This window comes from Paenibacillus sp. cl123 (assembly GCF_900101595.1).
GTDB lineage: Bacteria > Bacillota > Bacilli > Paenibacillales > NBRC-103111 > Paenibacillus_G.
In genome coordinates this window covers 84630-106095 of sequence record NZ_FMYY01000017.1, presented here as the reverse complement: position 1 = coordinate 106095, position 21466 = coordinate 84630, and the positions used below count along the sequence as shown (strand labels likewise).

Below are 21466 nucleotides of genomic sequence, written 5' to 3'. Positions count from 1 at the left end.
GCCGTTCTTATGAAAAAACTCGTTATTCTAGGCGGAGGGTATGGGGGCTTGACGGTAGCGCAGCAGCTGCTTGACGCGGATATTCCGGGAGACACGGCGATGATAATGGTCGACCGGATGCCTTATCAGGGCTTGAAAACGGAGTATTACGCGCTCGCTGCCGGAACGGTCTCGGATCAGGATATCCGGGTTCACTTCCCGGTCGATCCCCGGCTTATTCTGAAGTACGGCGAAGTGGCAAGCGTAGATCTGGATGCCAAACTCATTCACTTCGAGAACGATGAGCCGCTCTCTTATGATTGGCTCGTCATCGCGCTGGGCTGTGTGGATAAATATCACGGCATCGAAGGGGCTCAGCAGTTTTCGCAAAGCATCCAGTCGCTGTCCTCGACGCGCAAAACGTACCAGGCCACCAATGACGCCAAGCCTTACGGACAAATTTCCATCGTAGGCGGCGGTCTCAGCGGGGTCGAGATGGCAGCCGAGCTTCGGGAGAGCCGTCCGGATCTCAACATTCGTATTATCGACCGAGGCGCCAGCGTACTGTCGCCCTTCCCTGAGAAGGTGCGCAAGTTCGTCCGCGAGTGGATGCTGGAGCATGATATCGAGCTGCGCACCCATGTCTCCTTGAACAAGCTTGAGCCGGGCGTGCTGTATAACGGGGCGGAAATCATCTATACCGACGTCACGATCTGGACGGCCGGCATCCAGCCGAGCCCGATCGTACAGAACCTGAATTTGCCCAAAGACGCCCAGGGTCGGCTGATCATCAACGACTACCACCAGTTGCCCGACTACACGAACGTCTATGTCGTAGGCGACTGTGCGTCGCTCCCCTTCTCGCCGAGCGGCCAGGCTGCAGAGGCGCAGGGGGAGCAGGTCGCCGATGTCCTGTTGGCTGTCTGGAAAAACGAAACTCCCCGGCTCGGCAAAATCAAGCTCAAGGGAGTTCTGGGTTCGCTCGGCAAAAAGTCCGGCTTCGGCCTGATGGGCAAGCGGACGGTCATGACCGGCATGATGCCGCGCGCGCTCAAGAGCGGCGTGCTCTGGATGTCGAAGCACCACTTCGGCTGAGCGGCTTAAGCTAATCCGAATCGCTTAAGAGATCGAGCATGTCCTCGATCTCTTTGATTTTGGCTCGCACAGCCTGCCCAAGTCCTTCCGCCGTCTCGGCTGCGACGATCTCGCCGTTCACGAGCGCAAAAGGAAACAGGTAGCATTCGCCGCAATTCCCCAAGCACCCGTACTCCAGCACATCATACTCCGGATTGGCTTCCAGCTCTTGCATCAGCTTATCCGTTCCGTGATGCATATTGCTGGCGCAAAATTCGATGATAGGTCTCACGGACGCATTACTCCTTTACAGCCATTTTAATTTTCTGACGATTGTACTATAATAAAGGATAGAAGGGAGATGAAGCACATGAGCGAAAATACGCAGCAAAGCACCATGTATGATGAAGTGCTTGAAGTTCTAGATAAACTTCGTCCATTCCTGCAGCGCGATGGCGGCGACGTCGAGCTGGTGGACGTAGAGGATGGTATCGTCAAGTTGAGACTGATGGGCGCTTGCGGCAGCTGCCCGAGCTCCACGATTACGCTGAAGGCCGGTATCGAGCGCGCGCTGCTCGAAGAGGTGGAAGGCGTTCAGGAAGTTATGCAAGTATTCTAAGCCCCGTTTTCGCAAGCTGCGGAAGGGATTTCAGGCGAGAGGGTCGATCGGAGACGGTCGGCCCTTTTCCTTATGCCTTAAGCTCAGCTTCCCCCGTTCTCCTGCATCAGGCAACCTTGAACGGGAACTGGAAACGGCAGGCTTCCCGTACGGTACATAAGGACCACGCGCCGCAAGGCGCAGTCCTCACGTCCCGGCAGCCGAGCCGGCGCTCGTCCCATCCCGCACCGTTCCCCCGCTTACCATCGCGCGGATCGGGTCCAGACCGCCTGACACATCGATTATATTGCCCGTCAGGAAGTCGGAACGGCTCTCGCACAGGAACGCAATCACGCGGGAAATATCTTCCCCTGTACCCGGACGCCCCCGCGGGGATTCATCGTCATGAAGATGCTCGGCCTCTTCGATCAGACGCTCCTTATTGGCCCCCCGTATATCGCCCGGACAGATCATATTGACCGTGATGCCGCCTCCGGCCTCTTCGACCGCCAGCGTTTTGGTGAAGGAGACGAGTCCTACCTTCGCAGCCGCGTAAACGGCCCTATGCGGCCAGCCCCTCGCCTCGGACGCGTGACCGAAGCCGAAGTGGATGATGCGTCCCCACCCATTCTCCCGCATGCCGGGAATCACCAGATGATCCAAATGCATGACTCCGATGAGATTGCCCTGCATAAGCCCTTCGATCTCCGCCGCCTCATATTCCCGGAAAAAACGCCGTTCCCGGATAAAGGGGCCTGCGTTGTTGACGAGCACATCGACTCGGCCGAAGCGAGCTTCCGCCTCCCTCACAAGCCTTTCCCGGTCAGCCGTCTTCGAGACGTCGGCCTGCACCGCGTGACAATTCGCGCCGAGCTGCCGGATACGCTGGCATAACGTATCCGCTTCGGCTTCGCTATGTACATAATTGACAACGATATCGAAACCCCGTTCGGCCAGCTGAAGGGCCGTCATCCTGCCGAGTCCTTTGGCGCTCCCGGTAATGAGCGCGACCTTTCGTGATGGCTCCATGCCCATCCCTCCCGCAGGCTTAGTCTACCTTTCAGTATAGTCGATGCGGATGTCCGATTCAACGACGCCTGCCCGCATCGCCGCCCTCCCGGGCTTTCTGCCGGCTGCGCACGGGAGCCTTGGAAGGGGGATGCTTGGCTATGTACCGGAAAGCGATCGCAACAATCCGGAACGTCATCTCGCAGCCGGCCTCCAGATCGGCCAGATTGCCGTCAATCTCCTCCGCCTCGGGACGGATGCGCTCGCCGGGCTTGCTCTCCCTGGCCTTGATCAGGTCGTCCAGCAGATCCGCATCGATCGTGTGAATCTCCATGTTCCGTTGATTGCGGAGCCGGGCCACCGGTTCCTTGTAGCTCATTTTCAGTTCATACAGCATCTGCTCCAAGTCTGTATACAAGCCGTTCTGATGCATATTCCGGAGAACGGTAAAATAAGAAAATCGCGACTTGATCCGCTCCGTCTGCAGCGCAAACCGTTCATTGAGGAATTGCCCCAGCTTGTCCAGAATAGCAAACAGCCGGATCAGCGCGTTTTTATAATAATACAAATGCCGGTTGTACTGCTCGCGCTCGTCAGGCGGCATCTGATCGACCAGCGTCGTATCCACAAGACGGCCGTAGCGGCTTGCCGCATACTGGCTTTGCTCCAGTTCGTCAATTGACCGCAGGAAGCTCTGGCTCCATATCGCAAACCGCTGCTCCTGCGGAGTTTGCCGCTCCTGGGGAATCAGCGTCAGCGTATGCATGTATTGGCGGATGGCTTCGTTTGCTTCTCTCAATAGCCCTTCTTCCTTGCGCGGCGGTTCATCGAATAATGCTCTCAACATGTCGTATGCTCCCCATTTCTCGCGGAATGCCGTATCTCTTCTGCTAGTATACCCTATGGAAGGTTGGAACACTACGGCTGGTTGCGCTCTCCCTGACAGCCCATCAGTCTGCAGACTGATGGGAACTACATGGAAAAAGCCGGGCCTCCTGATCGGGAGCCCGGCTGAGTACAAAACAGTCGATTATTTGACGACAAGAACAGGAATCCGGGCGTGCTGCACGACATTATGGCTGACGCTGCCCAGCACAAGCTCGCCGATCCCGCTGAGCCCCCTGCTGCCGATGACGATGACATCGGCGGCGGACTCCTCGGCAAAGTTCAAAATCGCTTTGGCCGGCGATCCTTGCAAAGTCGTAACCTCCACCTGCTCTACGCCAAGCTCGAGCGCCCGGGCTTGCGCCTTCTGCTCGAGCGCTTGCGTGTACTCGTACTCCTCCTTGGCCATAGCCGGGGGAGCGGCTACGAACGCATCGCCGATGACGAGCGACGGCCAATAGAACACATGAATCACCTTCAGCTTCGCTTCCGGCGACAGGGCCGCCAGACGGGCTCCCGTGTCAAGCGCGCGCTCCGAGATGTCCGATCCGTCATAAGCAACCAGAATGTTTCCATACAGCATACGAACTCCTCCTCTCTTCTACTGTTTACTACCCTCTTCCGGCTCCTTGCTAAACCTACCGCAGCCTGCGCGCCCCGTAAGCCTGCCCATGCGAGCCGGCCGTGTGAAGCGAAGCGATCGCTGCGTAGCACAAGACGCCGAATAAACAAGAGATCAGCACCGCGTGCAGCAAGCTGGCCAGCAAATAAATATCATAGCCGATCGACAGCGTGACAAATCCGCCGCTGAGAATCTGCAGAACGACCAGCACGACCGACAGCTGCACCGATTGGTACATCCCGCTATCGCGGCCAGCTTGTCCGCGAATAAACAGAAACAGCGCGATCAGCGCAAGCCCGAGGACCGCAGCTCCCACCCGATGGATGAAGGCGATGGCCGTAGGACCGGACAGCTCAGGGATAACCTGCCCATTGCAAAGCGGCCAGCCGATACAGCCTCCCATCGCCTCGGTGTGACGGACGAACGCGCCCAGATAAACCACAACATAACTGTAGACCAATACCGCCCAGACGGAGAAGCGCACTCCCCGGGTCAGCCGGGTGCCATCGCCATTGTACATAGCGTCGCCATACTTCGTAAAAACCAGATACAGCAGCAGCGTAAAGGCGAAGGACATCAGCGAGAAGCCGAAGTGCAGCGCGAGCACCGCCGACGACTGCGGCCATACGACCGCCATGGCGCCCAGAATCGCCTGCAGTACGGTGAAGAACATGGCGCCGCCGACATACCACTTGGCATCCCGGCGTCTGCTGTACAAAAACACAAGAATGGTAGTGACGAGCAGGATCAATCCGACAACGCCGACCACAAAGCGGTGGCTGTATTCGATAAGCGATTCAATCGTGTACGCAGGAATAAACTTTCCATTGCAAAGCGGCCAGTCATCCCCGCAGCCCCGGCCCGATTCCGTTTTGGTAACGAGCGCGCCCATTACCAGAATCAGAAACATGCCCAGCATGCTGGCGAGTGACCAAGCTTTCATTCTTCGCTCCATTTTCATCCGCTTTCACCCGTTTCTTTCGTTCGTTACTTCCTTGTCGAGCACATGCAACGATGTTCTGTCAGTACGAACATTCATTAACATTATAACGATTAATAGGGGGCAATTCCACGCGGAAATGTTACAAAGCCATGAAAGAAGAAGTCCGGTGCGCGACGGTACAATCGCACTCCGGACTTCTTCGGTAAATAAGGCGCCTGCTTGCGCGCATCATACGGCCGCTTAGGAGTTGACGGCTCCGGCAACCTCGACCGCACGGTCAAGGAATTGCTCGATTTCATCTCTCGTCTTGCGCAGCTTGCTGACGAAACGGACCAGCTCCTGACCGTTCCGGAACACAATAAAGCTGGGAATGCCCAGAATATTGAGCTCGCTGCACAGGTCGGGAAGGTCGTCGCGGTCCACGTGAACGAACCGGAGACGGTCCTCGTAAGCCGCTTCAACCTCCGGCATAAACGGATCGATGAAGTGGCAGTCCTTGCACCAGGTCGTCTTGAAGACGGCCACGGTGGGCTTATCGTCCGCTACGATTTCCTTGAAGCGCTCTTCGCTTTTTACCTGTTCCATACGGATCACCTCTACCCACTTATAGCACTCGGGGGATCGTCTGTCAATCTCGTCCCTGATGTCCATTTCCACGAATTGCATATTTACAATAATTCCTAAAAGTGATATCATAAAAATATCAAATCGATATACAAACAATATCCACCCCCACTTCACTTTATAAGGAGATGAATGTGAAATGAATGAAAAGAAACCTTGGGTTTTAAACGGCTTTATCGGCCTGCTTATCCTCGCTGTCGTCGGTATCGCCGGAGCCTGGCTGATGGTTCAGACGGAATCGCCGGTGCTTGGCGTCATTCTGGCTATCGTATCCGTCACCTTGCTGTCGGGTCTGACGATCGTGCAGCCCAATCAGGCTATGGTTGTAACGTTCTTCGGCAGCTACGCCGGAACGATCCGCCAGAGCGGCATCTGGATGACCACCCCGTTCTCCGTCCGCAAAAAGGTATCGCTGAGAGTCCGCAACTTCAACAGCACGAAGCTGAAGGTCAACGATATCGAAGGCAATCCGATCGAGATCGCGGCTGTCGTCGTATTTCGGGTCATCGATTCGGCCAAAGCTACGTTCGATGTGGACAATTACGAGCAGTTCGTCGAGATTCAAAGTGAAACGGCGCTGCGGCATGTAGCCGGCAAATATCCGTACGATATGTTCGATGAAGCCGGCTACTCTCTGCGCGGCAATTCGGATGAGGTCGCCAGAGAGCTTGCCCGTGAGCTGCAGGAGAGGCTGTCCGTCGCAGGGGTAGAAGTGATGGAGGCGCGCCTCACCCATCTCGCTTACTCCACCGAGATCGCCAGCGCCATGCTGCAGCGTCAGCAGGCGGCCGCTATCATCGCGGCGCGCTCCAAAATCGTCGAGGGGGCTGTAGGAATGGTCCAGCTGGCAATCTCCCAGCTTCAGGAAGAGGGCGTCATCGAGCTGGATGAGGAACGCAAGGCGGCGATGATTAACAATCTGCTGGTGGCCATCGTGTCCGATCGCTCGGCAAGCCCGGTGATCAACACGGGAAGCCTGTACTAAGGCGTCCGCCATGGCCGCTAAGAAAAATTTTGCGCTCCGGCTGGACCCCAAGCTTTACGAGGCGCTTGAGCGATGGGCGGCCGATGATTTTCGCAGCGTAAACAGCCATATCGAGTATTTGCTGCGGGAGGCGGCCGCGCGGGCTGGAAGACTCGGACCGCAGCGCCCTTCCGCCGCCCCGCCTGCCGATTCGCCGGCGTCCGGCTCAGCCGGCCAAGACACCAAGGAAACCGAATAACGGGCCTCCTTCGGCCGGCTCCCGATAATCCTTTGTTGCGAAGGGATTGTCCGGGAGCCGGCCGTTTTCATGTTTTCATCATGAGCGGGCCTTACCACGCATATCGGGCAGCACGCAGGCATAACATGCCGGCGCTTGGGATAATCTAACAGAGAACAGGATCGCTGCAGAACGGCTTTGTGCTCCCAGCCGGGGGGATGGATGTACTTGCTGGGCTTACAACAAAAAGGCCCGGGATGCTTCTCGCATCCCGGACCTTCGGATCGTCGCTTAGTCGCGTGTAATCTCCACGGTTTGTGTCTCTTGCGTCCAGCCGACCTTCGCGCTCATGCTTTCGGCCACGAAGCGGACCGGCACATAGGTGCTGCCTTCCACCAGTACGGCAGGCTGCTCCAAAGCAAACGCCTTGCCGTTCACCGTCGCCTCTTTGCTGTCAATCGTCAGAACGGCCACGCTGCCCGTAAGCGGATCGGTAATTTTCACCTGCTTGGCAGCTGCGTCCCATTCGATCTCGGCGTCCAGCTGCTCCGTCACGAAGCGGACAGGCACCATAACCGTTCCCTGTTCGTTGTAAGGCTGCGGCAGGAAGCTCAAGCTGTCGTCGCCAGGGGCAGGCACCTGCATGCTGATTTGCTTTTTGGTGATCTTCAGATCATTTTTCAGCAGCTTATACAGATCGGATTGCGGCTCAAGCAGGCTTACGAACTTGCTTGCAGTCATTCGTCCCGAATCGCTCACCAAGTCGGTGACGCCGCCGGATACGTCAACTTTGTCGATCGTAACCGGCTTATTGATGTCCCACACTTCGCTGGTCGAAGTAATTTTGACCGCTTCGATACCTTGCTCAGCCCATGCCGGCACAGCCAGATTCATTTCCATCTCCGACTTGCGCGTAAAGTGGTCCTTATCCAGATACAGGTCCATCTTCAGCGACTGATTATCGTTCAAAACTTCCTTCAGGCTACCGCCCTCAGAGCCTGGCAGATTGTCGACCGTTTGGTCGAATTCCGCTACGGCTTTCTCCAGCGTGCTTTTCAGGAAGGTAAAGATGAATTCTACAGCGAGCGTCTTGTTCTCCAGGAACGGGGCGACCTGCTCCATCTGCATGCTGCCCGCTTCGTCCGCTGCGGCAGCCTTCATCGATTCCTTGACAATCGGCATATACAGATCATAGATAACGGCGATGAATTCCTTAAGCCCTTCCTCGTCCTTCAGCACATTCTGGAGGAAGCCTTTGACCAGACCGATGACTTCGCCGCCTTTGATCTCAAGAGACAGCTTCTGCGTCTGCAGCGATTCTCCATTCACCGTGATCGAAGCTTCTTCAGCCGATATTTTCTTCGGATTCGGGAAGTTATTCGTGAAGAAGCCTACCAGCTTCGGCATCGAATCGACGGCCTTCAGCGTAAGCTCCTGCAGCTGCTTTTGCAGCTCGGCTGTCAGCGTTATCCCTTCGGCCTGGGAGCTGAACGCTGCGCTGTTGCGGATAACGATCGGCTTCTTGGCTCCTTCAATATCGATCGTGTAGTCCATATCCGTCATGGTGAAATGGAATGGGATTTTCGAACTGCCATAGGAAAGCGTCCCCTTAATAGACGCTTTGGTCAAGCTCTCCTGCTTGGAGTCGGTAATATCGATCTTGACGTTCTTGAACAGGTCCAGGATGCGCTTCTGTTCGGAGGTCAAGGACGCGGACGGGGTCTGAACGAGCTCTAAGGTCAAGTTTGACGTCCCTTGCGCCGATTTGACGGAGTAGGTGTTCGAGATGGCTTTATTGACATCCACCGTTCCCACCGGGGCGCAACCCGCCAGGCCAAGCGCCAGGGCAGAAGCCATCAGGCCCGCTTTGAAGTTCCAACTTCTTTTCTTCATCTTCTACCTCCTACATTCTACTAATATGTATACCATTAGTTATATACGCGGCTTTATGGGCAAATGTTTCGTTCTATGCAACAAACAAACCTTGTTTAAGCATGCACCCTCATTTATTTACACAGGTGGAGATGAGATGAATCGCTATTCAGCACGAAAATCGGCGATCCGGGCTGGCTTGGACAGGTTGGCCCCTCTGGCCCGGACCGTGCGCATGACTGCACGCCATCTGCTGCAGATGCTCGCTGCGGCAGCGAATGGCCGCCGGAGACCGGACGCGGAGGCCCCTGGGATCATTCGCGTGAATCCGGCGGCCGTCCGCGCGCTGACCGAGCGATGCCGCTGGAAGCTGAGCCTTCCCGGCTCCGGCAAGCCGGGAGGGAGCCTGACCGTCCCGGAGCAGCGGCTGCTGGCCCGCATCCGAGCGGAGCGGGATGCCTGCGGCCGCAACAACCTGACGCGCACGGCCGCCTATTTGCGCGTCTACCGAGACCGCCCGGAGCTGCACTGGGCGCTGCTCGCCCATATGGTGTCGCGCAACGGAGGCTGGACGATGACCGATCTCAGGGGAGAGTTCCTCCCCCATCTGCTCGCCGAGCAGCAGCGGGCCTGGGTGTTCGGCTTCCTGGAGCGGGCGAACGCGCTTATTTTCCGGGACGCTTATCCCCAGCTGCTCCTGTACGAGGCCAGCCTGCAGGCGCGGAGACCGCTCTTTCATCTGCTGCCGGAGCTGGGCGTATCCGCCGTGATGCGTCCGTTGTGGGAGATGTTCTGGGAGCAGCCCGACCCCGCCTTGCTCACGATCGGGCTTATCGTGAACGAGCAGCATTATATCGAGGAGCGCGTCGTGCGCAATCCCGCATACCGGAAGCATGTGGTCGATACGCTGTTTTTTCAGATGCAGTCCTTGCTGCAATTGAACCAAGTCGTATTTCCCTACGACCGGGACGGGGAATGCCGGCTGGCCGGGCTGACGCTGGAGAGCTTCAGCAGCTTGCATGAGCGGATCGAGGTCGGCAAACAGCTGTACGCGATATTGTTCTGCATCCCCGAAGTCAAGGAGGGCGTCCGTCGTTTCGCCTTCGCCAAGCGTCATACCGCCTCCCGCGCGGACTACTGGCCGCATCTCTTCAGCCCGGTCCGGTCAGGCGTTCCGCCGCGGCGCAATCAGCTCCGTGAGCGCCTTGAAGGCCATCGCCTGATGCCGGGCGCCGGGAAGCTGTACAGCCCGTCCCTGCAGGAGGCGTGGCCCGACCGGCCGGTGGCCGCACCCGAGCGGGGCGACTGGTTCAGGGAGCTGGCCGCATTGGATTATTGGCGCGATATCCGTACGCCGGACAGCTGCGATATGACGCAAGCCTTCGGCAGCGGCTTGAAAAAGCTTGAGCTGGCCGTGCTCGCCGGCGAGCTGTTCGTGTAAGCCTGCAGCCCGGCTGAGACGGGATATGGCGCTTGCACCGGTTGGGCTGACCGCAAACGAGAGAACTGTTTGGCGGGAGGATTCGGCTGTGCTGCGGAGAAACGTGCGGCCGCACGGCTAATAAGCCGGTCCGGACGAGATTGGATATCTCGATCCGGACCGGCTTATTTTCGTCAAGCGGCTTCAGCTTCCATGGAGTGGCTATGCCCAGCAGGCGCAGACGCTACGCCTGGCCCTCATCCGATGCCTTCCTGGCCCCGGGAAGCCGGGACAGCAGCGGCTTTAGCAGCTTGCGCAGCGGACCCGGCAGGCTGTTCAGCTCCTGCAAGGTCATGACGCGCGTTGCGAACAGCAGCAGCGTATACAGCACGCCGACGATGCCGCATACTACGACGGCTTGCACGAGATCATTGGCGCGCAGCGACGCGAACGGCCTTATATATGCGCCTGCGGTCCAGTCTGCCAGCAGCCCCGCCAGCACGACAAGCGCTGTCGATACGGCCAGCGCTCCCCAGCGGCGTAAGGTGAAAACTTGGAAGGGCACGGCCTGATGCAGCACCCGCACATTGATCGCGGTCATCAGGATGAAGCAGGCTGCCGTGGCGGCAATGATCCCGTAGATGCCCCATAGCGGAGCCAGCGCGAAGCTGAGCAGCAGCTTGACCGCGATGCCGGCCGCAACGCCGAGCACCAGCGGCTTCATCCGTCCCATCCCCATCAGCACGGCGCCGGAGGTTTGCATGACGATCTGAAAGATCGCCGATACCGTGAGCGCGGCGATGATCGGACCGGCATATGCCTCCACCACAGCCGAACCGGTGGAGTTGCCGAATATAAATCCGTTGAGCGGCCTGGCGCCCAGAGCGATCAGCAGCACCATCGGCAGTCCGGACAGCAGTGCCAGCTGCAGCACCTTGGACGTTTGGGCGGATACCTGCTTCAGATCGTTCTGCGAGTAGGCCCCCGATATGATCGGCACGATCGACTGGCTCAAGGCGACCGCCAATATTATCGGGATGCCGGCCAGCGATTGGGCGCGTCCCGTCAATATCCCCAGCAGTTCGCGCGCCGTATGCTCGCCTGTCTGATCCTTCAGCAGCAGCGTCACGATCGAGGAATCGATCGTATAGATCAGGGTGACGGTCATGGAGAAAATGACGATCGGCACGGACAGCTTGAACAGCTGCGCATAAATCGCGCGGAAGCTCAGCGGCGGACCGGCCGAAGCTGCACCGGAGGCCGGCGCCCCCGCGATGGCCGCTCTGGCGCCGGAAGCCGAAGCTTCTGCGGCAGATGCCTTGGCTCCGGCTGCGCCGGAGGCTTCTTGCCCGGCGGCGCGCTCGCCCCGGTCTCGGCGTCTTAAGCGCAGCGCATAATACAGCATCACGGCCGCGGCCGCCACGCTGCCCATCACCCCGCCGAACGAAGCGCCCGCCACCGCGGCGTCCAGACTGTGGCTAAGCAGCAGGTAAGCCAGCACGACGGAAGTCGCGACTCGGAATATTTGCTCGATAATCTGCGAGATGCCGCCCGGCATCATCATCCGGCGTCCCTGGAAATACCCCCGCATGATGGCGATAAGCGGGAACAGCAGCAGCGCCGGGGCGATGGCCTGAATCGGCAGCGTCGCCTGCGGGTTGATGATGCTGCGGGCGAAGTATGGCGCTCCCGCGTACATGATCGCCGTCATCACGACGCCGGCGATCGCCGCAAACCATAACGCCGCGCGGTAGATGCGGTCGGCCTCTTCATGCCGTCCGAGCGAGGTCCGCTCCGAGATCATTTTACTGAGCGCGCTCGGGATACCCGCTGTGGCGACAACGAGCAGCAGGGAATACAAATTGAAGGCAATCCCGTATGCGGCCATCCCGATATCTCCGAGCAGGTAGACGAGCGGAATGCGCTGCACAACGCCAAGCGCCCGCGCCACGAGCGCAGCCAGCGTCAGAATCAGCGTCCCTTTTACTAACGAGTCCTTCGAGTCCTTCGAGTCCTTAGCGTCCTTTGAATCCTTCGACAACGTGGAATCCCTTCTTCCCATCCGATATTCGCGTCCGATCATTCACGCGAAAGACCGCCCGGCGCCGGCCAGTCGGTCTTCTCATCCAACCTAGTTCGTAGATCTAACCCGGTATCCGTTACGTATAACGAACCACCCAGACGATAAACAAAATGATCATCAGCAGCTGCAGCGTAAACTTGACGAACAAGCCGGAGAAAAATCCGACCAGCGCTCCGAGACCCGCGCGCAGCGATTGACGGAACGGCGTGCCCACGATCAGCTCGCCGATCACCGCCCCGAGAAAAGGACCGGCAATCAGACCGACGACCGGGATCACGAACGGTCCGACGATCAGGCCGATCGTGCTTCCGACGACGGAGGCGCGATTGCCCCCGAATCGTTTGACCCCGATCGCGTTGACCAGGTAATCGGCGACCATCAGCACAGCCACGATCGTCGTCTGAATAAGCCAAAACCAGAGGCCGAACGGCTCGAAGCCGATCATAAATCCATACACAAAGTAAGCCCCGTATATCGCCAGCGCCCCCGGAAGCACCGGGTACACCGCTCCGGCCATGCCGACGACAAACAGGATGATGATGATAATCCATGCCGTAATGACCATATCGATCACTCCTTTCCCCGTCTATTCCGTCCTTCATTCATTTCTTGCGCTGCAAAGACGATCAGACAAGCGCATGCTCCCTGATGATTTTGGCTACGCCATGCTCGTCATTGGACAGGGTGACCGTATCCGCCAGCCCCTTGACCTCCTCTTGAGCGTTGCCCATAGCCACCCCAAGCCCCGCTTCCCGGATCATGGCAATATCGTTTTGGCTGTCGCCCATTGCGATCACCTGGGACATATCGAAGCCATACAGCTCGCACAGCCTGCGCAGGCCGGTCGCCTTGGTGACGCCCTTCGGGTTCAATTCGATATTGCACGGATGCGAGTTCGTAATTTCGTACAGCTGCGTCTTCTCCAGCTGCTCCCGGATGATGAGCAGCGACTCCAGATTTTCCGTGTAATAGCCGAACTTCAGCCATTCCCGGTCATGCAGCTTGCCGACCTCATTCCAAGATTCCTTGTTGAAAATCCCAGTTACCGAATAAGCCCAAAACCACGGGTCATACTGGACGGCCAGCTCATACATCCGCTCTACCTGCTCCACCTTCAGCGTATGCCGCTCCAGCAGCTCGTCCGGCGTCTTCCAGACCTCGCCTCCGTTCACCGTGACCAGAGGCGACTGCAGGCCAAGTTCAACCGCATAGGGCAGAGCCTTCTGCAGACCCCGTCCTGTAGCGAACACAACCTTGATCCCGGCATCCTCCGCAGCCCGAATAGCCGCGCGGTTTTCCTCCGAGATCGTCTTCTCCTCCGTCAGCAGCGTCCCATCCATGTCGAGCGCGATTAACCGGTAACGTCCCATCGTGTTCTCAGCTCTCTTTCTACCAATTGTTCAACCGTTTGGAGGTCCGGCGAATCACACAGCGCTGCGGCAAACGCCTGATCGCGATGCCGCCGCCGGACTTTCGGTTTTATTGCTCAGCGTCCCCTTATGCCTTGAGTAGCGGACCGCTCTTCTCAAGCATATGCGAGAGAGGGACGAATTTCTTCCTTCAAATACGTCGAATGCCAGAGGGCAAACATATAGATCGTCCAGAGTCGGCGGGCATAGTCGCCCTTGCCGCTGCGGTGGCCGTCCAGCATCCCCCGTACCGCATCCATCCGAATATAGTCCTCGATGCCGCCGGCTTCGATCTGCTCCAAGATCGCGGACCCTCTCGGCCCCTTCATCCAATCGCGCATCGGCACCGGGAAGCCCAGCTTCGGGCGATTCAGAATAAAGTCGGGCACAACCCCCTCCATCGCCTTGCGCAGCACGTACTTGGTCGTGCCTTCCGCAATCCGGTACTTGGCGGGAATGCGTTTGGATACCTCGTACAGCTCGACGTCGAGAAAAGGCACGCGCAGCTCAAGGGAATGAGCCATCGTCATTTTGTCCGCCTTCATCAGAATATCTCCGGGCATCCACAGATTCATATCGATATACTGCATCCGGGATACCGGGTCCAGATGTTTGCTGCGATCATAGAAGGCTTTGGCCACTTGAACCGGGTTGCGATAGGAGCGCAGCAGCTCGCGATCGGCGTTCACGATGTCGGCCTTCATGTCCTCGGTGAAAATTTTGGCGTTGCCCAGGAACCGCTCCTCCAGCGGAGTCGTGCCGCGCAGCACATAATTGCGTCCCTTGAAGCCGGCCGGCAGCAAACGCGCCAGCGCATGCATCATGCGCTTGACGCCATGCGGCAGACGCTCGATCGGCGCAAGCGACTGCGGCTCGCAGTAGATGCGGTAGCCTCCGAACAGCTCGTCGGCTCCTTCGCCGGACAGCACGACCGTCACATGCTCGCGGGCCAGCTGTGCGACATGGTACAGCGCGATCGCCGACGGATCGGCGACCGGCTCGTCCTGATGCCAGACGGCCCGCGAAAGCGAAGCGAAGTAATCCTGCTCCGTGATCACGCGGTCGTAATGCTCCGTATCCAGCGCTTGCGCCGTCTGCCGGGCGATCACCGTCTCGTTGTTCGCTCCCTCGAAGCCGACGGAGAACGTCCGGATCGGCTCGATCGAGCGCATCATGGTCGCAATCGCCGTGGAATCGATGCCGCTGGACAGGAAGCATCCGCGCTCCACATCGCTCTGCATGTGATGGATCACCGAGTCGCGCAGCGTGGAGCGGATCTGTTCCACCGCATCGTCGAACGTCAGGCTCTCGTCCGGCTGCAGCATCGGGTCCCAGTAGCGCTTGACCGACATCTCGCCGTCGTAGCCGAGCGTTATCGTATGGCCCGGGGGCAGCTTGCGCACATCGCGGAACATCGTGTCCGGCTCAGGCACATACTGGAAGGTCAAATAATTGAACAAGCTTTCGCTCCGGACGGCTCTCGGCAGTCCCGCCGCCAGCAGGCTCTTGATCTCGGAGCCGAAGAGAAAGCGCGATGCGTCCTTATAGTAATAAAACGGCTTGATCCCGAACTGGTCGCGGGCGCCGAACAGCTTGCGCTGCCGCTTGTCCCAGATGACAAAGCCGAACATCCCGCGCAGCTTCTCCACACAGGCTTCCCCGAATTCCTCGTACAGATGGACGATAACCTCGGTATCGGTATGCGTCTTGAACACATGTCCTTTGCTCTGCAGCATATCGCGCAAATACTTATAATTATAAATTTCTCCATTGAATACGATCCATACCGTATCGTCCTCGTTAGCCAGCGGCTGGTGGCCTTCCTTGATATCAATGATGGAAAGCCGCCGGAAGCCGAGCCCTATCCGGTTATCGCTCCAAAATCCGATGTCGTCCGGTCCGCGGTGCACGATGACATCGGTCATGCTCGTCAGCAGCTCCCGTGACGGTTCTCGGTCTTCAAAATACATGACTCCGGTAATCCCGCACATTCCTGTGTATCCTCCTCATAGCGCATAGCTGCTATCGAATAAATCGTAGATAAACCAGTATACCATAATTTCCGCGGTTTCTGTAACCTATGGTTACGCCGCTAGTAACTTCTCATGACTTGGCCTAACCCGCTTGCGCCTGAACGCGAAAAAGCCCCCGTTACTCCGTATCATCGGAGCAACAGGAGCTTGCCGGACTTTGGTTACCCGGCCGTGGCTTCTCTCGCCTGCTTGCGCAGCTTCAGCTTGCGCCAGACGATCCCGTGCGTAGGAGAGAAGAGGAACGCCGCCACAAACAGTATGCCGGCGACGGTAATCATGCAGCCGGCGATGGAGGCGTCCAGCACGACGGCCATCCAGTAGCCCAGCACGGCGCTCAACACGCCGACAACCATGCTGCAGACGATCATGACGCCCAGCCGCTCCGTCAGCAGGTAGGCGGTTGCCGCCGGGACAACCAGCATGCCGACGACAAGAATCGCGCCGACGCTCTCGAAGGAGGCGACAGTTGTCACAGACACCAGACCCATCAGCACGTAGTGGAACAACGCCACCGGGATGCCGATCGCGGCGGCCATCGCGGGGTCGAAGGCGCACAGCTTGAACTGCTTGTAGAACAAGCCGAGCACGAGCAGGCTGAGACCGAGCACCAGTCCGAGGCCCCATACCGCCTTCGGACCGATGTCCATCCCGAAGGCCTGGATCGTATCCCAAGGCACCTGGATGATCTCCCCGTACAGCACGCAGTCGAGGTCCAGATCCACCTGCCGGGTGTACAGGCTGACGAGCACGACGCCGACGGCGAACAGTGCTGTGAATACGACGCCGATGGAGGCGTCCGACTGCACGCCGCTTTGGTGGAACCACTGGATCAGAAACACCGTCACCAGACCGACGATCGAAGCGCCCAGCATCATAAACAAGGAATCCCGCGAGCCGCTGAGCAGGAAAGCGATGACGATGCCCGGCAGCACCGAATGGCTGATGGCGTCGCCGATCATGGCCATTTTGCGCAAAATCAGGAAGCAGCCGAGCAGAGCGCAGGAGCAGGCGACCAGCGAAGCCGTCAATATAATCCAGAAGTCGTTCATAGCCGTCCCTCCTCCCTCGCTCCGCCGCTCGAATGTACCGTCACTCTCTCGGCGCGACTTCTGAGCTCGCCCAGCACGCTTCTCTTGACCGCCAAACGCTCCAGAAGCTTGGCGGCAAGTCCGCGGCGGGGAGCGAACAGGACGGAGATGACGAACAGCGCCGTAGCGGCCAGCACACTGAGCGGTCCTGTCGGGAGGTTGCTGCCGAGCCCGCTGACGAACGTGCCGACCAATCCGCTGATGGCTCCGAATATGCCTGACAGCACGACCATCACGCCAAGCCTCTCCGTCCAGTATCTGGCCGAGACGGCCGGCGTGATCAGCAAGGCCGACATGAGCACGACGCCGACCGCCTGAATGCCGACAACGACCGCCACTACGATCAGAAACATCATGAACTGCTCCAGCGCCGCGACCGGGAGGCCGATTCCCTTGGCGAAGCCGGCATCGAAGCTGAGCAGCTTGAATTCCTTGAAGAGCGCCCAGCAGATCAGCACGAGCACGAGAGCTACGACAGCCATCGTGATGACGTCCGTCTGTACCATGGACGCGGCCTGACCGAACAAAAATTTGTCCAGCCCGCTCTGGTTGCCGCTGCCGCTATGCTGAATTTTGGTCAGCAGGACAATTCCGATCCCGAAAAATACGGACAACACGATCCCCAGCGCAGTGTCCTGCTTGATCCGCGAATTCCGCGTCACATAACCGATGCCGAAGGTTGCGATCAAGCCGGCCGCCGCCGCACCGAGCAGGAAGAAGAAAATCGACTTCGAGCCGGTCAGCATGAAGGCGATGCATACGCCCGGCAGGGCGGCATGGGCCAGCGCGTCGCCCATCAGGCTCTGCTTGCGCAGATAAGCAAAGCTTCCCAGCACGCCGCTGCTTAACCCGAGCAGCATACTGCCCAGCAAAATCCATTGCGCGTTCGGATCGCTCAGCAAAGCAATGATATAATCCAGCATCCCGATCACCTCGAACTGACGATAACGGCGTCATCATCCTGCTGCAGCAGCGTAAGCCGCCCGCCGTACGTCTTCTGTAGATGCTCTTTCGTAAACCATTCCGCCGTCGGACCCGCCCCCAACAGCTCCACGTTAAGCAGGATAATCCAGTCGAAATATTCCTTCACCGTAGCCAGATCGTGATGAACGACGAGCACGGTCTTGCCCTGCTTCTTCAGCTCGTTCAGCAGCGTGATGATCGCCTTCTCGGTCGCGGCGTCCACACCTACGAACGGCTCATCCATGAAGTACAGCCGCGCATCCTGGGCAAGCGCCCGCGCCAGAAAAATACGCTGCTGCTGCCCCCCGGACAGCTGGCTGATCTGGCGGCCGGCGAAGTCGGCCATCCCGACTTTCTCCAGGCAATCCATCGCATATTCCCTCTCCCGCGCTCCCGGCCGCTTGAACCAGCCGAGATGGCCATACCGGCCCATCATCACGACGTCCAGCGCGCTGGTCGGGAAGTCCCAGTCCACCGACTCCCGCTGCGGCACATAACCGATCAGCTTCCGCTGCTCTTGATACGGGCGGCCGAATATCGTTACGCTGCCGGTCACTTTGGGGATAAGGCCCAGTGTAGCCTTGATCAACGTCGACTTGCCCGCGCCGTTGGGACCGATAATCCCGATGAGCTTGCCCTCGGGAACCGTCAGCGAAATATCCCGCAGCACCGGCTTCTTCTGATAGGCGACAGTCAAACCTTCTATACGCAGGGGCGCATGCCGATCTGTCATCTTCCTCACTCCCTTTGTTTTGCTCCGTTTATTTTTTATTTTAATGCCTTCACAATCGTATCGACATTATGTCTGACCATCCCGATATACGTGCCCTCCGGCGTTCCAGCCTCGCCCATCGCGTCCGAAAACAGCTCCCCGCCGATCTTCACATCATGCCCCTGCTTGGCTGCGCCTTGGATGACCGCTTCTATGGACTTCTTGGGGACACTGGATTCGACGAATACGGCTTTGATCCGGTTGGCGACCAGATAATCGCGCAGCTTGCTTACATCCTTGGACCCGTATTCGGAAGCCGTGCTGATTCCTTGCAGCCCCATCACCTTGATCCCGTAAGCCTTGCCGAAATAGCCGAAGGCGTCATGCGCCGTAACCAGCACCCGCTGCCCTTCCGGAATCGAAGCGATCTGCTCGGCCGCGTAACGGTCCAGCTCCTTCAGCTGAGCGATATAGGCCGCCGCATTCTTCTTATAATCCTCGGCATGGGTCGCATCCTGCTCAGCCAGCGTATCCCGGACCGTCTCCGTCGCCAGCATCCACAGCGATACGTCGAACCAGACATGCGGATCGTGGGTGCCCGAGCCGTCGTCCGTCAGCATCAGCCTGGACTCCGGAATGTTCCGGGTGACGGCGACTGTCGTTTTCTCCTTCGCCATGTTTTCGAACAGCTCAATCATCTTGCCTTCGAGATGAAGGCCTCCGTAGAAAATCATGTCCGCCTGCTCCAGCTTGCGCACATCTCCTTGCGAAGCTTTGTACAGATGGGGATCGACGCCCGGCTTCATCAGCGCCGTTACCTGCACATGCTCCCCGCCCACCTGCTCCGCAATATCCGCGATCATGCCGATCGTCGTCGTAATCTTGATCTTGCCGCCCGCTTCGGCGCCCGCCGGCTCCGCTCCTCCGCCGCAGGCCGTCAGCATGGCGGCCACCGCCAGACAAACAAGCGACAATAAAAGACGTTTCATCAACGGCGATGATGGCAAAGCTTTGCTTGGATTCGCTCTCACTATCCTCTCTCCTCTTCTAGCCAATTGTATGTGGTTATGACTATATGGTGCCTAAAAGTTGTCTTAGACCTCTTTTGTTGGCCGAGACAACTTTTCTTTCCCTGATGACTATGTTTTTATTATATACAATAATGTTTCCCCAGTGCAACATTAATTTTAGACGTTCGTCCTGCCTGCCCATAGCCCCTTCATCGGCAGCCCTGAACACAAGCAAGCCCTCCGGCGCTGCAGAAGCGCGCGGAGGGCTCAGGTTCCCTAAGACCGTCAATATTTAATTCCAATAAATTTACTCTCGCACATGTCCCTTACCGCATATCCGACGCCTTCTCGGCCGACTCCGCTCTGCTTGATCCCTCCATAAGGGTAATTATCCTGACGGTAGGTCGAAATTTCATTGATCCATACTCCGCCCGTCTCCAAACCGTCCGCTACCCGAAGCGCCCGGTTAATATTCGTCGTGAAGACCCCCGCTTGAATTCCGAAGTCGGACGCATTGGCCATGCGCAAGACCTCCTCTTCCGTATCAAAAGGAATAAGCGAGACCACGGGAGCGAAAGTCTCCCGGCACATAATCTTCATATCCGGCTTAACCCGGGTCATCACCGTGGGAGAAAACAAGGCTCCCTCCCGCGTCCCTCCCGTCAGCACAACTGCTCCCAGCGCTTCGGCCTCCCGAATCCACCGTTCCGTCCGGACCGCTTCCTCCTCACTGATCATCGGGCCTATATCGGTATTCTCATCCGCAGGATTACCGAGCTTCAACGCTTTGGTCCTGGACACAAATAGCTGCTGGAATTCGTTATAAATACCGCTCTGCACATAGATGCGCTGGACCGAAATGCATACTTGCCCGGCGAAAATGAACGCCCCTCGAACAAGCCCTGCCGCCGTCTGCTCCAGATCCGCGTCGTCGAATACAATGTTCGGCGAATTCGAACCCAGCTCCAGCGTAAGCTTTCTGAATCCGGCGAGCCGCTGAATCCGCTGGCCGACGGGTACGCTTCCGGTGAAGGTAATTTTGCTTATCCGCGGATCGGATACCAACGCCTCTCCCAGCAAGGAGCCCTCGCCGGCCACAACATTCAAAGCGCCGTCCGGCAGCCCGGCCCGCGTCAGCAGACGCGCAAGCAGCAGGGACGAGAGCGGCGTTTTCTCCGACGGCTTCAGCACGACTGTATTGCCCGCCGCTATGGCAGGGGCAACTTTATGCAGCACCAAATTCAATGGGAAATTGAATGGAGCTATGGCGGCGACGACTCCAAGCGGAGACAGCCTGACCATGCCGATCCGTCCTTCGCCCCCCGCCGCCGCATCCATCGGAACCAGCTGGCCGTCCAGCTTCAGCGCCTCCGCCTCCGCTAGCCGCAGAATCTGGACCGATCTCCTGACCTCGGCCCGCGAATCCCGGATCGGCTTGCCCGCTTCCAGCATAATAACCCGGGCGAACTGCTTCAGCTCATCCTCCAGCAGATCCGCAGCTTTACGCAGAAGGGAGGCGCGCTCGTGCGCCGGAAGCCGCTTCATCGCAGCGTGAAAGGCGCCGTGCGCAGACGCGATCGCCCGCTCCAGCTCGGCCAATCCTCCGAAACGGATGCGCGCGATGACCTCGTTGTTATAAGGATTCACGATGACGTTATCTGCCGGTGTGTCGGGGGACGCGTCCGGCATAAAGAGAGCTCCGTTAATATAGGCGCCTGCCATAAGACTTACTCCGGGGCTTGCTGCGAGGTCTGCCAGGAGGTTTGTTCCGAACTTCGCTTCGAACCCTGCTTCATCTTGGCCGCTCATGGTGGTCACTCCTTCGGCTTTTCTGTGCTCATACCTGCTGCAAGCACAGAATGAGCTTGTCCTGTTTCCTTGATCGCCTATTCATTATTTTACACAGCCCGGAGCAAGAAGCACGAAAAGGAACCCCCGTCT

The 21466-nt window shown here is 58.3% G+C and carries 21 protein-coding genes; 5 read left to right on the top strand and 16 right to left on the bottom strand.

Features of this window, described 5'->3' with window-relative positions; all coding sequences use genetic code 11:
- Positions 1 to 9 precede the first annotated feature (9 nt).
- Positions 10 to 1074, top strand: coding sequence for an NAD(P)/FAD-dependent oxidoreductase (locus BLR08_RS22290; protein ID WP_072335007.1), 1065 nt, complete (start codon positions 10 to 12; stop codon positions 1072 to 1074).
- Between the two features lie 10 nt (positions 1075 to 1084).
- Here the strand turns inward: BLR08_RS22290 and BLR08_RS22285 are convergent, their stop codons facing one another.
- Positions 1085 to 1345 carry a YuzB family protein gene (locus tag BLR08_RS22285; protein ID WP_072335004.1) on the bottom strand — a complete coding sequence of 87 codons (261 nt, stop codon included), beginning with the start codon at positions 1343 to 1345 and terminating at the stop codon, positions 1085 to 1087.
- Positions 1346 to 1423: 78 nt separating this feature from the next.
- Between BLR08_RS22285 and BLR08_RS22280 the strand changes: the two genes are divergently transcribed.
- Positions 1424 to 1672, top strand: coding sequence for a NifU family protein (locus tag BLR08_RS22280; protein WP_010493716.1), 249 nt, complete (start codon positions 1424 to 1426; stop codon positions 1670 to 1672).
- A 186-nt stretch (positions 1673 to 1858) separates the two neighbouring features.
- Here the strand turns inward: BLR08_RS22280 and BLR08_RS22275 are convergent, their stop codons facing one another.
- The 5 genes from BLR08_RS22275 to BLR08_RS22255 all read right to left on the bottom strand — a co-directional run bounded on the left by BLR08_RS22275 (position 1859) and on the right by BLR08_RS22255 (position 5694).
- Positions 1859 to 2680, bottom strand: a complete 822-nt coding sequence (locus BLR08_RS22275; protein ID WP_072335001.1) for an SDR family oxidoreductase — start codon at positions 2678 to 2680, stop codon at positions 1859 to 1861.
- A 58-nt stretch (positions 2681 to 2738) separates the two neighbouring features.
- The gene (locus BLR08_RS22270; RefSeq protein ID WP_072334998.1) at positions 2739 to 3506 is read right to left on the bottom strand and encodes a Cthe_2314 family HEPN domain-containing protein; all 768 of its coding nucleotides are present in this window, start codon (positions 3504 to 3506) and stop codon (positions 2739 to 2741) included.
- Positions 3507 to 3689: 183 nt separating this feature from the next.
- Positions 3690 to 4127: a universal stress protein gene (locus tag BLR08_RS22265; protein ID WP_072334995.1), complete on the bottom strand. Its 438-nt coding sequence runs from the start codon at positions 4125 to 4127 to the stop codon at positions 3690 to 3692.
- Between the two features lie 55 nt (positions 4128 to 4182).
- Positions 4183 to 5109, bottom strand: a complete 927-nt coding sequence (locus BLR08_RS22260) for a COX15/CtaA family protein (protein WP_256257746.1) — start codon at positions 5107 to 5109, stop codon at positions 4183 to 4185.
- Between the two features lie 240 nt (positions 5110 to 5349).
- Positions 5350 to 5694 carry a thioredoxin family protein gene (locus tag BLR08_RS22255; protein WP_072335129.1) on the bottom strand — a complete coding sequence of 115 codons (345 nt, stop codon included), beginning with the start codon at positions 5692 to 5694 and terminating at the stop codon, positions 5350 to 5352.
- Positions 5695 to 5872: 178 nt separating this feature from the next.
- Here BLR08_RS22255 and BLR08_RS22250 point away from each other — a divergent pair, with 178 nt between their 5' ends.
- Positions 5873 to 6718, top strand: coding sequence for an SPFH domain-containing protein (locus BLR08_RS22250; RefSeq protein WP_072334990.1), 846 nt, complete (start codon positions 5873 to 5875; stop codon positions 6716 to 6718).
- A gap of 10 nt (positions 6719 to 6728) precedes the next feature.
- The gene (locus BLR08_RS22245) at positions 6729 to 6956 is read left to right on the top strand and encodes a type II toxin-antitoxin system antitoxin (RefSeq protein ID WP_072334987.1); all 228 of its coding nucleotides are present in this window, start codon (positions 6729 to 6731) and stop codon (positions 6954 to 6956) included.
- A gap of 270 nt (positions 6957 to 7226) precedes the next feature.
- Here BLR08_RS22245 and BLR08_RS22240 read toward each other — a convergent pair whose 3' ends face one another.
- Positions 7227 to 8828 carry a copper amine oxidase N-terminal domain-containing protein gene (locus BLR08_RS22240; protein ID WP_072334984.1) on the bottom strand — a complete coding sequence of 534 codons (1602 nt, stop codon included), beginning with the start codon at positions 8826 to 8828 and terminating at the stop codon, positions 7227 to 7229.
- 136 nt (positions 8829 to 8964) lie between these two features.
- Between BLR08_RS22240 and BLR08_RS22235 the strand changes: the two genes are divergently transcribed.
- Entirely contained in the window at positions 8965 to 10248 is a 1284-nt protein-coding gene (locus tag BLR08_RS22235) for a DUF2515 family protein (protein ID WP_256257745.1), read from the top strand.
- Positions 10249 to 10471: 223 nt separating this feature from the next.
- On the opposite strand, the gene BLR08_RS22230 is transcribed toward BLR08_RS22235, so the two are convergent.
- The 9 genes from BLR08_RS22230 to BLR08_RS22190 form a co-directional block, all read right to left on the bottom strand.
- Entirely contained in the window at positions 10472 to 12268 is a 1797-nt protein-coding gene (locus BLR08_RS22230) for a putative polysaccharide biosynthesis protein (RefSeq protein ID WP_256257744.1), read from the bottom strand.
- A gap of 118 nt (positions 12269 to 12386) precedes the next feature.
- Complete coding sequence (locus BLR08_RS22225) at positions 12387 to 12875, bottom strand: DUF456 domain-containing protein (protein ID WP_072334981.1); 489 nt, start codon at positions 12873 to 12875, stop codon at positions 12387 to 12389.
- Positions 12876 to 12936: 61 nt separating this feature from the next.
- On the bottom strand, positions 12937 to 13680 hold the full coding sequence (locus BLR08_RS22220; RefSeq protein WP_072334978.1) for a Cof-type HAD-IIB family hydrolase: 744 nt from the start codon (positions 13678 to 13680) through the stop codon (positions 12937 to 12939).
- A gap of 155 nt (positions 13681 to 13835) precedes the next feature.
- On the bottom strand, positions 13836 to 15710 hold the full coding sequence (gene asnB / locus BLR08_RS22215) for an asparagine synthase (glutamine-hydrolyzing) (protein ID WP_072334975.1): 1875 nt from the start codon (positions 15708 to 15710) through the stop codon (positions 13836 to 13838).
- Positions 15711 to 15913: 203 nt separating this feature from the next.
- Positions 15914 to 16801 carry a metal ABC transporter permease gene (locus tag BLR08_RS22210; protein ID WP_072334972.1) on the bottom strand — a complete coding sequence of 296 codons (888 nt, stop codon included), beginning with the start codon at positions 16799 to 16801 and terminating at the stop codon, positions 15914 to 15916.
- On the bottom strand, positions 16798 to 17763 hold the full coding sequence (locus BLR08_RS22205; RefSeq protein WP_072335120.1) for a metal ABC transporter permease: 966 nt from the start codon (positions 17761 to 17763) through the stop codon (positions 16798 to 16800). Before BLR08_RS22205 ends, BLR08_RS22210 begins: the two co-directional genes overlap by 4 nt.
- Positions 17764 to 17768: 5 nt before the next feature.
- The gene (locus tag BLR08_RS22200) at positions 17769 to 18536 is read right to left on the bottom strand and encodes a metal ABC transporter ATP-binding protein (RefSeq protein ID WP_072334969.1); all 768 of its coding nucleotides are present in this window, start codon (positions 18534 to 18536) and stop codon (positions 17769 to 17771) included.
- Between the two features lie 35 nt (positions 18537 to 18571).
- Positions 18572 to 19504: a metal ABC transporter solute-binding protein, Zn/Mn family gene (locus BLR08_RS22195; protein ID WP_083537413.1), complete on the bottom strand. Its 933-nt coding sequence runs from the start codon at positions 19502 to 19504 to the stop codon at positions 18572 to 18574.
- Positions 19505 to 19810: 306 nt separating this feature from the next.
- Positions 19811 to 21334, bottom strand: a complete 1524-nt coding sequence (locus BLR08_RS22190; protein WP_256257743.1) for an aldehyde dehydrogenase family protein — start codon at positions 21332 to 21334, stop codon at positions 19811 to 19813.
- Positions 21335 to 21466: the final 132 nt, after the last annotated feature.

What these genes read in the sequence shown, in the direction of transcription:
- BLR08_RS22220 (WP_072334978.1), bottom strand. Translation starts at nt 13,680, where the DNA reads ATGGGACGTTACCGGTTAATCGCGCTCGACATGGATGGGACGCTGCTG.
- BLR08_RS22240 (WP_072334984.1), bottom strand. Translation starts at nt 8,828, where the DNA reads ATGAAGAAAAGAAGTTGGAACTTCAAAGCGGGCCTGATGGCTTCTGCC.
- BLR08_RS22270 (WP_072334998.1), bottom strand. Translation starts at nt 3,506, where the DNA reads ATGTTGAGAGCATTATTCGATGAACCGCCGCGCAAGGAAGAAGGGCTA.
- BLR08_RS22280 (WP_010493716.1), top strand. Translation starts at nt 1,424, where the DNA reads ATGAGCGAAAATACGCAGCAAAGCACCATGTATGATGAAGTGCTTGAA.
- BLR08_RS22275 (WP_072335001.1), bottom strand. Translation starts at nt 2,680, where the DNA reads ATGGAGCCATCACGAAAGGTCGCGCTCATTACCGGGAGCGCCAAAGGA.
- BLR08_RS22260 (WP_256257746.1), bottom strand. Translation starts at nt 5,109, where the DNA reads ATGAAAGCTTGGTCACTCGCCAGCATGCTGGGCATGTTTCTGATTCTG.
- BLR08_RS22265 (WP_072334995.1), bottom strand. Translation starts at nt 4,127, where the DNA reads ATGCTGTATGGAAACATTCTGGTTGCTTATGACGGATCGGACATCTCG.
- BLR08_RS22210 (WP_072334972.1), bottom strand. Translation starts at nt 16,801, where the DNA reads ATGAACGACTTCTGGATTATATTGACGGCTTCGCTGGTCGCCTGCTCC.
- BLR08_RS22245 (WP_072334987.1), top strand. Translation starts at nt 6,729, where the DNA reads ATGGCCGCTAAGAAAAATTTTGCGCTCCGGCTGGACCCCAAGCTTTAC.
- BLR08_RS22290 (WP_072335007.1), top strand. Translation starts at nt 10, where the DNA reads ATGAAAAAACTCGTTATTCTAGGCGGAGGGTATGGGGGCTTGACGGTA.
- BLR08_RS22225 (WP_072334981.1), bottom strand. Translation starts at nt 12,875, where the DNA reads ATGGTCATTACGGCATGGATTATCATCATCATCCTGTTTGTCGTCGGC.
- BLR08_RS22255 (WP_072335129.1), bottom strand. Translation starts at nt 5,694, where the DNA reads ATGGAACAGGTAAAAAGCGAAGAGCGCTTCAAGGAAATCGTAGCGGAC.
- BLR08_RS22200 (WP_072334969.1), bottom strand. Translation starts at nt 18,536, where the DNA reads ATGACAGATCGGCATGCGCCCCTGCGTATAGAAGGTTTGACTGTCGCC.
- BLR08_RS22205 (WP_072335120.1), bottom strand. Translation starts at nt 17,763, where the DNA reads ATGCTGGATTATATCATTGCTTTGCTGAGCGATCCGAACGCGCAATGG.
- BLR08_RS22235 (WP_256257745.1), top strand. Translation starts at nt 8,965, where the DNA reads ATGAATCGCTATTCAGCACGAAAATCGGCGATCCGGGCTGGCTTGGAC.
- BLR08_RS22190 (WP_256257743.1), bottom strand. Translation starts at nt 21,334, where the DNA reads ATGAGCGGCCAAGATGAAGCAGGGTTCGAAGCGAAGTTCGGAACAAAC.
- asnB (WP_072334975.1), bottom strand. Translation starts at nt 15,710, where the DNA reads ATGTGCGGGATTACCGGAGTCATGTATTTTGAAGACCGAGAACCGTCA.
- BLR08_RS22250 (WP_072334990.1), top strand. Translation starts at nt 5,873, where the DNA reads ATGAATGAAAAGAAACCTTGGGTTTTAAACGGCTTTATCGGCCTGCTT.
- BLR08_RS22195 (WP_083537413.1), bottom strand. Translation starts at nt 19,504, where the DNA reads ATGAAACGTCTTTTATTGTCGCTTGTTTGTCTGGCGGTGGCCGCCATG.